This window comes from Marinomonas pontica (assembly GCF_026191375.1).
Taxonomy (GTDB): domain Bacteria; phylum Pseudomonadota; class Gammaproteobacteria; order Pseudomonadales; family Marinomonadaceae; genus Marinomonas; species Marinomonas pontica.
Map to the genome: position 1 here is coordinate 26,700 of NZ_JAODTL010000051.1, position 12,298 is coordinate 38,997.

The 12,298-nt window shown below is 46.6% G+C and carries 7 protein-coding genes and 1 pseudogene; 4 read left to right on the forward strand and 4 right to left on the reverse strand.

What is annotated here, in order from left to right:
- Positions 1 to 104: 104 nt before the first annotated feature.
- Together N5P32_RS14280 and fdhD are read right to left on the reverse strand one after the other, a co-directional pair.
- Entirely contained in the window at positions 105 to 2,432 is a 2,328-nt protein-coding gene (locus N5P32_RS14280) for an FdhF/YdeP family oxidoreductase (protein WP_265729703.1), read from the reverse strand.
- Complete coding sequence (gene fdhD, locus N5P32_RS14285) at positions 2,425 to 3,264, reverse strand: formate dehydrogenase accessory sulfurtransferase FdhD (protein ID WP_265729704.1); 840 nt, start codon at positions 3,262 to 3,264, stop codon at positions 2,425 to 2,427. Before fdhD ends, N5P32_RS14280 begins: the two co-directional genes overlap by 8 nt.
- A 422-nt stretch (positions 3,265 to 3,686) precedes the next feature.
- Here fdhD and N5P32_RS14290 point away from each other — a divergent pair, with 422 nt between their 5' ends.
- Positions 3,687 to 5,102 (forward strand): peptidoglycan DD-metalloendopeptidase family protein, encoded by a 1,416-nt coding sequence (locus N5P32_RS14290; RefSeq protein ID WP_265729705.1) that lies wholly within the window; start codon positions 3,687 to 3,689, stop codon positions 5,100 to 5,102.
- A gap of 142 nt (positions 5,103 to 5,244) precedes the next feature.
- Here the strand turns inward: N5P32_RS14290 and N5P32_RS14295 are convergent, their stop codons facing one another.
- Both N5P32_RS14295 and N5P32_RS14300 read right to left on the reverse strand, forming a co-directional pair.
- Positions 5,245 to 7,368: a TRAP transporter permease gene (locus N5P32_RS14295; RefSeq protein ID WP_265729706.1), complete on the reverse strand. Its 2,124-nt coding sequence runs from the start codon at positions 7,366 to 7,368 to the stop codon at positions 5,245 to 5,247.
- 94 nt (positions 7,369 to 7,462) lie between these two features.
- Positions 7,463 to 8,491 carry a TAXI family TRAP transporter solute-binding subunit gene (locus tag N5P32_RS14300; RefSeq protein WP_265729707.1) on the reverse strand — a complete coding sequence of 343 codons (1,029 nt, stop codon included), beginning with the start codon at positions 8,489 to 8,491 and terminating at the stop codon, positions 7,463 to 7,465.
- A 280-nt stretch (positions 8,492 to 8,771) separates the two neighbouring features.
- On the opposite strand from N5P32_RS14300, the gene N5P32_RS14305 reads away from it, so the two are divergent.
- From N5P32_RS14305 to acs, 3 genes and pseudogenes are all read left to right on the forward strand, one after another.
- A complete protein-coding gene (locus N5P32_RS14305; RefSeq protein WP_265729708.1) occupies positions 8,772 to 9,401 on the forward strand; it encodes an HAD family hydrolase in 630 nt (209 codons plus the stop codon).
- 75 nt (positions 9,402 to 9,476) lie between these two features.
- Positions 9,477 to 10,217 carry a class I SAM-dependent methyltransferase gene (locus tag N5P32_RS14310; protein WP_265729709.1) on the forward strand — a complete coding sequence of 247 codons (741 nt, stop codon included), beginning with the start codon at positions 9,477 to 9,479 and terminating at the stop codon, positions 10,215 to 10,217.
- A 99-nt stretch (positions 10,218 to 10,316) separates the two neighbouring features.
- Positions 10,317 to 12,275 (forward strand): annotated as a pseudogene (gene acs / locus N5P32_RS14315) (acetate--CoA ligase).
- Positions 12,276 to 12,298: the final 23 nt, after the last annotated feature.

Consider the following 12,298-nt stretch of genomic DNA (forward strand, 5'->3'; position numbering starts at 1 on the left):
CTGTCGCCAAACGAATGCCGTCGATATTGTAGGTCGGCCTTTAACGACACTACCTCTTCCGAGGAAGTGTCGTACAAACAAGGTAGTATTACTTAAAGAGAAGGTTAAACGGCGGCGACAGCGATGCCGTTGTTTTCTTCTTCGTACGCTTCTAATTCTATGGCAATACTTTTTGAGGTTGGCGTATTGCTGAATTCACCATGGCTGTCTAGCGGCACTAATGGGTTTGTCTCTGGATAGTAAGCCGCGATGTTGCCTGCAGGAATGCTGTACGGCACCAGTTTAAAACCACTCACTTTGCGAACTACGCCGTCATCCCATAATGAACGCAGTGTTACGCTTTGACCTTCTTCGAAGCCTAGACGCTGGATGTCTGCGGGGTTAATAAACACCACTTTGCGTTCACCTTTAATGCCACGGTAGCGGTCGTTCATGCCATAAATCGTGGTGTTGTATTGGTCATGAGAACGCAATGTTTGCATGATCATGGTTTTGTCTGTCAGTAGATCTTGCGCACGTTTTGGCAAAATGGAGGCTGGTAACGTATGTGTATGGCAAATCGCTTTACCTGCTGGTGTTTTCCAGTTTCTTTCCCGTGCGCTGTTGCCTAGGTAGAACCCACCATCTTGCAAAATGCGTTGGTTAAAGTCGTGGAATCCAGGTACAACTGCGGCAATGTGTTCACGAATAAGGTCGTAATCACTGACCACTTCGTGCCAATCAATAGGGAAGTTACCTAGCGTCGCTGCGGCGATTCCTGCAACGATGGCTGGTTCAGATTTCTGTTCTTTGCTCAATGGCTCTAATACGCCACCAGACGCGTGAATCATGCTGAAAGAATCTTCTACGGTGACTTTTTGCTGTCCTTTTGCTTGATGATCGATATCAGTACGACCTAAGCAGGGCAATATGATCGCCTCGGTGCCAGTGATTAGGTGAGAGCGGTTTAGCTTGGTGCTTATTTGTACCGTTAACTCACATTGTTTTAAGGCATGCTCTGTGGCTTGTGTGTCGGGGGTTGCTGCAGCGAAGTTACCACCTAGGGCGATAAAGACACCGACTTTGCCATCACGCATTGCTCGAATAGTATCAACAACCGCTAAACCGTGTTCTTGTGGTGGTGTGAAGTTGAAGCGTTTTTCCAACGCATCAAGGAACGCCTGAGAAGGGCGTTCGTTAATGCCCATGGTTCTATCACCTTGCACATTACTGTGGCCACGAACAGGGCAAACACCCGCGCCCGGTTTGCCTAAATTGCCACGTAATGCCATCAAGTTGACCATTTCGTGGATGGTCGCAACAGAATGATGGTGCTGAGTAATGCCCATTGCCCATGTCAGAATGACGCTTTTTGCTTTTGCATAGACGTTGGCAGCGTGAGTAATGTCTTCTTTGCTAAGGCCCGATTGATCGACGATGTCTTGCCAAGGTGTTTGTTTTACTTGTTCAAGGTAGGCGTCTAAACCTTGGGTGTGTTCTTTGATGAAATCGTGATCAAAAACCGCTTCGCCTTTTTGTTGCGCGGCTACTTCTAGGTCGATAAGTACTTTAACCATGCCACGCACCACCGCCATGTCTCCGCCAATTTTAGGGCAGAAGTATCCCGTATTGGTTGGCTTGGAGCCATTGGTGAGCATCTCGATCGGGTTTTGTGGATTCTGGAAGCGTTCTAGACCGCGCTCGTGTAGGGTATTGAAGCTTAATAGTTGCGCGCCGCGCTGCACCACTTCTTTTAGGGTCTCGAGCATACGTGGGTGGTTTGTCCCAGGGTTTTGCCCGAAAACAAAGACCGCATCCGCGTGTTCAAAGTCGTCAATTTCCACCGTGCCTTTGCCAATGCCAATACTGCTTGTTAAGGCATAACCGCTGGCTTCGTGACACATGTTTGAACAGTCAGGGAAGTTATTTGTGCCGTATGCGCGCGCAAAAAGTTGATACAAGAATGCGGCTTCGTTGCTGGCGCGTCCAGACGTGTAAAACGCCACAGTGTCTGGATTGGCTTGTTTTTTAAGCGTATCGCCAATTTGCTTGTAGGCTTGTTCCCAAGAGATCGCTTCGTAGTGATCTGTTTCTCGGTTGTAACGCATTGGTTCTGTGAGTCGGCCTTGGTATTCAAGGAAATAGTCACTTTGGGAGTTTAGCCAAGTGACACTGTGCTCAGCCATGAAAGCCGCATCGACTTTACGAGATGTCGCTTCCCAGTTAACCGCTTTGGCGCCGTTTTCACAGAAGCGGATTTTAGCTGGATCGTGTTTTTCACCCCAAGCACAGCCTGGACAATCGAAACCATGAGGCTGGTTCGTTTTTAACAGAGTATGAATATTGCGTACGGCGTTCTCGCTTTTTAGCCAATGTTTTGTTGTGCTTTGTAAGGCCCCCCAACCACCGGCTGGGCCTTTGTAGGGCGTGTAAAAATCGGTCTTTTTACTCATGGTGTGTTCCTTTTAATTGGGTCGACGCGGCAAACACTCTTGGGACATCTTGCTTTGGCAAATGGATTAAGTTGAGCCCGTAATGTTGGGCTAAACTGACCGCGAGAGTGCTTGGCGATGCTAGGTGAATCAATCGTGATAGGCCGACTCGGACGGCTTTTTGAACCAGTTCGGTGCTGCATCGGCTTGTCATCAAAACGCTGTGATCATGCAAGTCTAAACGCTGTTGGAGTGCATAGCCAATGACCTTATCAAGGGCATTGTGGCGGCCAATGTCTTCCATACACCGTATGGGGTTGCCGTTTGGCGCGATCAGTAACGCGGCGTGAACGGCTCCGGTTTTGTTTCCTAATGTTTGGTAGGTGGATAAATGCGACTTTAAAGACGCCAGTATTGACGTTTTAATAGGGGCGCATGGCGCTAACATGGGCAGAGTTGGGATAGCCTGTGAAAGCGACTCTACGCCACAAATCCCACAGCCTGTTGCGCCTAGGTGCGCGTGTTGCTTTTGTTTGTATTGCGCAAAACGCCTAGGACTAATGATGAGGTCGACAGCCATGCTGTTTATATTTGCTTGAAGCTTTGTCGTTTCAATCTCTATGTCTCGGACATCATTGATGTCTTCAATAATGCCTTCGCTGCAGGCAAGGCCTACCACAAACGCATCCAGATGGTTGGGAGTAACCATCATCACGGCGTGAGCTATGCCATTTATGCTGATGGCTAAAGGCATTTCTTCCACTAACTCAGCAACACCAGAGGGGCTTTGCTCATCACCGCGTGCGAATGTTCGCGGTTGGAAGCAGGGAAATGAGAAGGGCGAAAAAGACATGTTATAGCATTCGGCTCTTAAAAAGTGAGCTTTATAGTACGGAGAGACGATAGGGTCGTCTATCCATTTTGCTCCAATAAAGTGCGTGAAAACGACCTGTCGTTGAACGTTATGTCGTTTGCTTATAAAAGAAGCACTTCATAGACGGTTTTCAATGGACTAAGTATTTCTTTAGAGTTTGAAATACCGTATTCTTGCCCGAAAAAAATTAGCTTCAATGCTTGTTTCGTATTGGTTTCGAAAAACCGCAGGCGAAAAAAGTATGGACTGTGATTATTTGCACTCCAGCAGTGGCAAGGAAATGGCACATGAGACAAAGTGTGGTTCTGTTTTTGTCATATATTGAGAACGTGTGCGACCTACAGCGGTAGTGCATAGTCAGGTTCTTGGTGAACCATTTTTGTTTAATGAGTTTTTTATTTATGCAGTTTATTACACGCCTCTCGCGTTGGGCTTTATCTGGCCCGCGAGCTTGGTTATCGATCATTTTTGCTACCTTTGTTGTGCTGTTGTTTGTTTACCGATCGCTTGTGTCGCCAACAGAAAATCCCAAAGAGTATGTTCTACCCAGTGTCGATATAGAGACCCCAGCGCCAATCGAGTTACCCCCTGTAAGCGCGAATACCGACGAAGACAATGATTATGATTCCTTAATCACCACAGACCCCTTGCAAAATGTGGAAGCGGTTCCTGCGCCACTACCGTCTATTGAGTATGTGATCAAATCGGGTGATACGTTGGCGCGTATTTTTGCAAGATTGGGTCTGCCGAGAGAATCTTTGTATGCGGTATTAGAAGCCGATCAAGAGTATTTAGTGCTCGAACCCTTGCTACCAAATGATAAATTCACGTTCAAATTGGATGAAAATGGCGACTTGGTCGAGTTGACTCGCCGATTGGATATCAGTAAAAGCGTGTCTTATGTACAGCATGATAATGGCGGCTACAGCTATGAAGAGCACATTAAGCCAATTACCTACAATCATGAAGCCGTACACAGCAAAATTGTCGGCAACTTTTATTTGTCTGCGAAAAAAGCCGGACTGTCTGATACTAATATATTAATCATTAACGATGTCTTAAAAGGGCGAGTGAATTTTCGCAAAGACCTTAGAGCCGGTGATGCGTTTGATTTTGTTGTCAAAAAAGGCAGTATCGATGGCGTTAAAGTCGGTGAAGATCAATTAGAAGCACTGGAAATTACGGTAAAAGGCCAAACTTATCGTGCGTTTGTGCATTCGGATGGGCGTTTTTATGATGAGTCAGGTAACAGCCTAACGCCGGCTTTATTGCGTTGGCCAACCCGCAAACAATATCGTATTAGTTCTCCGTTTAATGCCAACCGTTTGCACCCAATCACGGGGCACCCAGCGCCACATAATGGTGTCGACTTGGCAACGCCATCTGGTACAGAGGTGCTTGCTACGGGTGACGGTGTGGTGACGCGGGTGGCGACACATAAGTACGCGGGTAAATACATTGTTATTGATTACACGGGGCCTTATGGCTCGCGCTTTTTGCACCTAAGTAAAATCTTGGTGAAAAAAGGTCAGCAGGTTAAACGTGGTCAAGTGATTGCATTGTCGGGTAATACAGGCCGAACCACAGGGGCGCACCTTCATTATGAGCTTCACATTCGAGGCAGACCTGTAAACCCAATGACCACGGACATTCCGACAACGCAATCCATTCCAAAGAATCAGCGTCGTGATTATGATGCGAATGTGTCTATGTGGATCAGCATGATGGCGAGTACAAAGGCGGAGTTTTCCGGTACTGATGCGAGGCTAGAATTAGATGATGGCCTTGATTCAGATGTGTCAGAAGTATCGGAATAAGCGCTTACCTAAGCCAATATTTAGACGTTTACAATCGGCATAAAAAACGGCCTATCTTGTTAATCAAGGTAGGCCGTTTTGCGTTTTAGAATCCTTTTTGTGTCTCAATAAGTGTCTTTATTAGTGCTTTATCAGAATGCTTTTATAGGCTCTTTTTGTAGGACTTATTACCCTTAATAAAGACCGCTAAGAACAACACCAAACCAACACATTCAATCCACAAATCAAGGTTGGGCCACAGCATCATAGTGGATGCTATCAGCAGTACGAGACGAGTCGGAATAGACACTTTGTCTTCTAGATAGCCTTCCATCGCGCCCACAAGTGCATACATTCCAAAGATGGCAAAGAACGAAAGACGCAGGAGTGTTTCGGTATCGCCACCAATCAAAGGCGTGTAGGCCATTAATAATGGCACTATGTACAAGCCTTTCGCCAATTTCCACGCCGTCATGCCCGTTAGCATTGGCGGTGTTTTGGCAATAGCAGCGGCCGCAAACGCGGTTAAACACACGGGTGGTGTGACGTTACTGTCTTGGGACAACCAAAAGATGATCATGTGTGCAGTGACCAAAATCATCGCCACGCTTTGAGCGCCCAATGCCTGATCCATTAACATGCCTTTAAAGTCATTAGGAACTTGCGCTAACAACGTTTGGGCTTGTTCCATCGGCATGCCTTGCGCCAAAGTGGCGATGGCAGAAGGGTCCACCAACATGAAAATAGCGCTCGCCGCTTCTGGTAGATTGCCGGAAGACATCATTTCTAAAAGCTGGCTTTCGGCAATCAAATTGAACAAGGCAGGAGCAGACAAGGTACCTAATACAATATAAGACGCCGTGACAGGCAATCCCATTCCCAAAATTAACGACGCGATGGCCACTAAAATAATGGTGAAGAACAGGCTTCCGCCAGCCCAATTGGTGATCAATAATGAAAAGGTGTTGCCCACACCAGTGGTACTGATGACGTTAACCACTAAACCAATTCCAACCAATAAAACGGCAGTGGTTGACATGTTTTTGGCACCTTGCGCCATTGCATCAAGAATTTCTGCTGGGCCCATTCGGTGCTTGCGAGAAAGGAATGACGCCGCTATTACCGCCAAGATACTGATGCCAGCGGCATAAGTCGGTGTAAAACCTTGTACCAATAAAGTGACCAGTACAGTCAGCGGAACAATGTGATGCCAGCCGTCTTTCAGCACTTGTGACATATTCACGGCGTCATCACTTTCTGTCGCGATGACTTTGCTGCGCTTAGCCTCAACTCGGACGAAAAAGCCGACAGACAAGAAGTACAAAAGCGCAGGAATCGCGGCCACACTGATGATGGTAACGTAAGATACTTGAGTGTAAGACGCCATGATAAACGCGCCAGCCCCCATGACTGGCGGCATGAGCTGTCCACCCGTTGACGCGGCGGCTTCTACACCTGCCGCAAAACGTGCAGGAAAGCCGGCTTTGCGCATTAATGGGATGGTAATAACGCCAGTAGAAACGGTGTTAGCAACCGAAGAGCCAGATACCGAGCCCATAAGACCTGATCCCAATACGGCCACAAAGCCTGGCCCACCAATCATTTTGCTGGCGAGAGAGCGAGACAAATCAATAATGAAGTCACCCGCCCCAGATTTCACTAAAAAGGCACCGAATAAAATGAACATGAAGACAAAGCTCCATGAGATTCGGGAAATAGAGCCAAACATGCCGTCGGTACTAAAGAAGCTGCGGTACAGCAGCGTTTCCATGCTTAATCCAGGGAAGTTAAACATGCCGCCAAGCCAGCTTCCCCATAACACAACGTAGGTCAATGCGACGACGATCAGAAAGGGGATAAACCAACCGCTAGTGCGACGGATAAGCTCTAATGATAACAACACGGCAATGCTGGAGACGATCCAATCGGCCGTATTAAATGTGACGCCTCTGGCGTAAAGGGCGTCTTCGAAAAAAACGATGTACAGCACCATGCCGATCAAAGCCAATACGATGGCACTGTCAAAAAACATGGCTATTTTGCTATTCTGCCAGGTTGGATGGGCAGGAATAAGCAGGGCGCATAAGGCTCCGAATCCAGCAAAGTGAAAAGCAGATACCCAGAGTTCCGGCAATGTTGCTATGGTGTTGATGTAAATATGAGCAACAGCTAAAAATATAGAAATGGTAAACACCAAACGATTTAACCAAGTCCCGGTACGGTATTTGGTTTCAAAATCATCAAGGTTTACCTCTTTAGAGGCGGTGGGTTGCGACGAAGCAGTCATAGACAAGCTACCTTAAATGCGTACAAAAACAAGTTGTGCAAAGAAAGAGAGGCGCGCCGTACAAGGTACGGCGCGTTGACACCGTTTTGCGGTGTTATTTTGCGATCAATCGAGCCGGAATGTTAATACCGCGTTCACGGTAGTAACGTGCTGCACCTGGATGAAGTGGCACAGGAAGGCCTGCAATGGCTTTTTCGATAGACATGACAGACGTTGCTTTATGAATCGCACTTAGGTAAGACAAGTTTTCATACAAAGACTTAGTCAACTCATACACATCGTCTTCCGATAGGTCAGCACGAGCGGCTAGGAAGTTAGGCTGAGCGACGGTGTTGATGTCTTTTGTTTGGCCTGAGTAAGTGTTTGCTGGAATCACATAACGTGTCCATAAATCATAGCTGCCATTGGCTTCTTTGATTTGTTGGTCAGTAAAATCCAGAACTTTCACTTTATCGCCCATGGACGCATAGAGTCTTGTGACGGCACTTACTGGAACACCAGCTGGAGTATTCATACCATCAATGTTGCCGTTTTGCATGGCATCGGCGCTTGCACCGTAACCCATATAAGCCAAAGCGAATTTGTCTGGATCAATGTTTAGGCCTTTAAGCTGCTGACGACCAGAACCTTCTGTGCCTGAGTTTTTGGTACCAATGGAGAATTTGTGATTCGTACCTTCGATGTCTTTTAGATCCGCAACCGTACCCGTTTTGGCAAGATCGGACTTTAGAACAAAGTGTTCTACGTTTTGCCACAGCATGGAAACAGAGCGCAGCTCAGTTTGTTTGCCTGAGCTTTCAAATGGGCCTTCGCCGTCCCATGCCCATGCACCATATAAGCCTTGTAGAATGGCAAATTGAGCTTGGTTCTCGCGGAGTAATTTGATGTTTTCACCGGACCCTGCAGAGCTAATCGCAGACACGGATAAACCGAATTTTGGCTCCAGCTTCACTTTACTCAGTGTCGCAATGGCAACACCAACGGGATAATACGTTCCCCCAGTGGATGCTGTTGCTAGAATGTAATTGCGGTTGTCCGCCGCAGAGGCGCCTGTTGCTGACAACGCAATTGCTGCAGCAGTAGCACTAGAAAGAATGGCTTTAGTAACGAATCCCAATTTCATATTATTTTTCTCCTATTGGTGGGGTTGGTTAAGTTAATCTATAGCGATTATCGTGCCAAAGATATAACTCATTGAAAATTAATGCTTTTATTTTTAGTCTGTTTCTATTCTTACTTTTTTACATACTTTTGCGCAAATTATTGCTTATTGTTGACGTTTCTTTGTCGGCAAAAAATTGCTTATGATGTAAGCGAGTAAAAATACCGTTTAACATGCTATTTTGTCACTTCTCTTTTTTTGTGTGAGCAAAATATTGCCGATGGTTCAAAGTGAGAAAATAATGAAGCAAGAACAAGTAATTCGTGTTGTACTGTTTGATCTAGGCAATGTGCTGGTGGATTTGGGTGATGTTTCTGAAATGCATGCTATGTTGAATACGCATGGTGAAGAATCCGATGTGTGGCTGAAATGGTTACAATCACCGTCTGTCGCGGCCTTTGATTCGGGCAATATTTCGTTTGATCAATTTGCAGAAGACTTGTTAACAGAAGTGGGCAGTAATGCCGACAAAGCGCTTTTTAAAACGACGTTTAAAGCATGGCCAAAAGGCTTGTTTGCTGGAGCATTGGCTTTAGTCGATGCAGTGAAGCCTGAGTACCATCGTGCAATTTTGTCGAATACGAACGCGGCGCATTGGCCAAGGCTCATGGACGAAATGGGGTTGGCGGGGAAGTTTCACAGTTATTATGCATCTCATCAAGTGGGGTTTGTTAAGCCTGACGAAGCCATTTACCTTCATGTTATTCGTAGCTTGTGTGTTGCGCCTGAGCAGATTCTTTTTATTGATGATAATCAGGTTAATATCGATACGGCGTTGTCATTAGGCATGAAGGCGCATCGGGTAAAGGGTGTTGAGCAGGCTCGTCAGGTGCTCGATCAATATGGGGTGTTATCCAGTGAGCTTAGCTGAAACAATGGTGTTGGATGATTTGAAGCCTTTAATGACGTTGTTGAGGTGAAAATGCAATTGGAATTAGAGGTTTCTATGCGCACGTTTGACGGACAATCTTCGATTAGTTATTCCCGAACTCGACCCATGTATCCTGCCGAGTTGTATTATTGGTTGTCTCAACAAGTGCCTTCTTCCAGTGTTGTATGGGATTGTGCATGCGGTACTGGCCAAGCATCCGTTGATCTTGCTGCGTATTTCGACCGTGTTGAGGCGTCTGATATCAGCGAATCGCAAGTGACGGCGGCAACGCCTCATCGCAAGGTGAATTATCAGGTGTTTCCAGCGGAAAAAACACTTTACCCCGATCATTATTTTGATGTGGTGTGTGTGGCGCATGCCCTGCATTGGTTTGATTTAGATGCGTTTTGGGCAGAACTGAGACGAGTGCTAAAACCGGGGGGGATTTTTGTTTGTTGGGGCTATAACTGGTTGCAAGTTGGCGATGCCGAAGACAAAGCCATTGCCGAAACCGTGCTGCCTCATCTTGCGCCTTATTGGCCTCCGCAGAGTCGCTTGTTGTGGAATCAGTACCGTGACATTGAGTTTCCATTAGAACTTATTGACGTGCCGCAGTTTGAATTAAATTGTCATTGGTCTGTCACGCAAACATTGGATTTTATCCGAACGTGGTCAGCTTCTCAGTTGCGAATACAGGAGCACGGCGATGATTTTTTATTGAATGCGTCGCCAATTATCCGAGAAGCGTGGTCCGAGCCAACAAAAAAACAGCAAATACATCTGCCATTTTTTGTAAAGGCCGGACGGTTTTCCTAAGGTCTTTTTTGTCATAAGACTAAAGTGGAATAGATTGGCAAGTCTGTCAGGTTATAGTAGTTCAGCATCCGAATAACAAATTTAACAATGGAGCGGGTTATGAAGTCATTATATAGCGCAACCTCAAATGAGGCGGCAAAAAATGCCAATGTGAGTCAAGCAGAATTTGAAAAACGCTATCAAGAATCGATTGAAAACCCAGATGCGTTTTGGGGCGAGGTTGGTAAGCGTTTTGGATTGGACTACACCTTACACCAAAGTCAAAAACACCTCATTTAAACGTGGCGAAGTCAGCATTAAATGGTTTGAAGATGGCGAATTGAACGTTGCTTACAACTGTATCGATCGTCATTTGGCAACGTCCGCTGACAAAGTCGCTTACTATTGCGAAGGTGACAAAGAAAGCGATGAAAAAGTCGCGATCACCTACCAAACCCTGCATGACGAAGTGGCACGTTTAGCCAACCTTTTAAAACGTAAAGGCATCAAAAAAGGCGATCGTGTCGCTATCTACATGCCAATGATTCCGCAAGCCGTTTACAGTATGCTGGCTTGTGCTCGCATCGGCGCTATTCATTCTGTTATTTTCGGTGGGTTTTCTGCTCACGCTATCGCGGATCGTTTGAACGATTGTGAAGTGAAGCTGGTGATTACCGCAGACGAAGGTCGTCGTGCGGGAAACACTATTCCGCTGAAACACAATGTTGATATGGCGTTAGATAACAATGCGTGTCCATCGGTTGAATCCGTTGTTGTGTATCGTTACACCCAAAAAGACGTGCCTTGGTTTGAAGGGCGTGATTTGGATTGGGCTGCAGAAGTGGCCAATGAAAGCACGCAATGTCCAGCAGAGCCAATGAACGCAGAAGATCCACTGTTTATTCTTTACACTTCTGGTTCAACAGGCAAACCAAAAGGTGTGGTGCATACCACGGGGGGTATTTGGTTTACGCTTCCCTGACTCACGAGTTGGTGTTTGATCTTAAAGCCGATGATGTTTACTGGTGTGCCGCCGACGTGGGCTGGATTACAGGCCACAGTTACATGGTTTATGGTCCGTTGGCGAATGGTGCCACGAGTATTTTGTTTGAAGGCGTGCCAACGTACCCAGATTCAGGTCGCATTGGCCGCGTAGTGGACAAATTTGGTGTGACGCTTTTGTATACCGCACCAACGGCTATTCGAGCGCTAATGGCTAAGGGCGATGAAGCAACACGATCCAGTAAGCGAGACACTTTGCGAATTTTGGGCAGTGTGGGCGAGCCAATTAACCCAGAAGCATGGTCTTGGTATTACAGTGAAATTGGTAACTCTTCTTGTCCTATTGTCGACACTTGGTGGCAAACCGAGACTGGTGGCATGATGATGACACCACGAATTGTGCAAGGTGATGTTAAACCTGGTTCTTGTACAGGGCCGTTGTTTGGTGTTCAGCCCGCCTTGGTTGACGCTCAGGGCGTCTTGCAAGACGCTCAAGGAGTGTTAGTGGAAGGTGGTTTGGTTATTACGGATTCTTGGCCGGGTCAGGCAAGAACTGTGTATGGCGACCACGAGCGCTTCGAGCAAACCTACTTTAGTACTTTTGATGGCATGTATTTCACGGGTGACGGTGCTTCCCGCGATGCGGATGGCCATTACTGGATTACTGGCCGAATGGACGATGTTTTAAACGTGTCTGGCCATCGATTGGGCACAGCGGAAATCGAAAGCGCTTTGGTGGCTCACCCTTCGGTGGCAGAGGCGGCTATTGTGGGTTATCCGCACGACATAAAAGGGCAAGGGATTTATGTCTATGTTAGTGCGGTGGCTGGGGTGATCCCAGATGAAGAATTAACCAAGTCGTTGAAGCAGTTTGTTCGTCAAGAAATTGGGCCGATCGCAACACCAGATCTGATTCAGTGGGCAAGCAAAGGCTTACCAAAAACGCGCTCAGGTAAAATCATGCGCCGTATTTTGCGTAAAATTGCCGCCAACGAACATGATCAGCTTGGTGACACAAGTACATTAGCAGATCCAAGTGTGGTTGATGATTTAATCGAAAACCGTTTAAATGTGTGATCGCTCACACAGTTTAAAAGGAT

Excerpts from the sequence above, each read along its gene's own strand:
- N5P32_RS14280 (WP_265729703.1), bottom strand. The coding sequence starts at position 2,432 with ATGAGTAAAAAGACCGATTTTTACACGCCCTACAAAGGCCCAGCCGGT.
- fdhD (WP_265729704.1), bottom strand. The coding sequence starts at position 3,264 with ATGTCTTTTTCGCCCTTCTCATTTCCCTGCTTCCAACCGCGAACATTC.
- N5P32_RS14290 (WP_265729705.1), top strand. The coding sequence starts at position 3,687 with ATGCAGTTTATTACACGCCTCTCGCGTTGGGCTTTATCTGGCCCGCGA.
- N5P32_RS14295 (WP_265729706.1), bottom strand. The coding sequence starts at position 7,368 with ATGACTGCTTCGTCGCAACCCACCGCCTCTAAAGAGGTAAACCTTGAT.
- N5P32_RS14300 (WP_265729707.1), bottom strand. The coding sequence starts at position 8,491 with ATGAAATTGGGATTCGTTACTAAAGCCATTCTTTCTAGTGCTACTGCT.
- N5P32_RS14305 (WP_265729708.1), top strand. The coding sequence starts at position 8,772 with ATGAAGCAAGAACAAGTAATTCGTGTTGTACTGTTTGATCTAGGCAAT.
- N5P32_RS14310 (WP_265729709.1), top strand. The coding sequence starts at position 9,477 with ATGCGCACGTTTGACGGACAATCTTCGATTAGTTATTCCCGAACTCGA.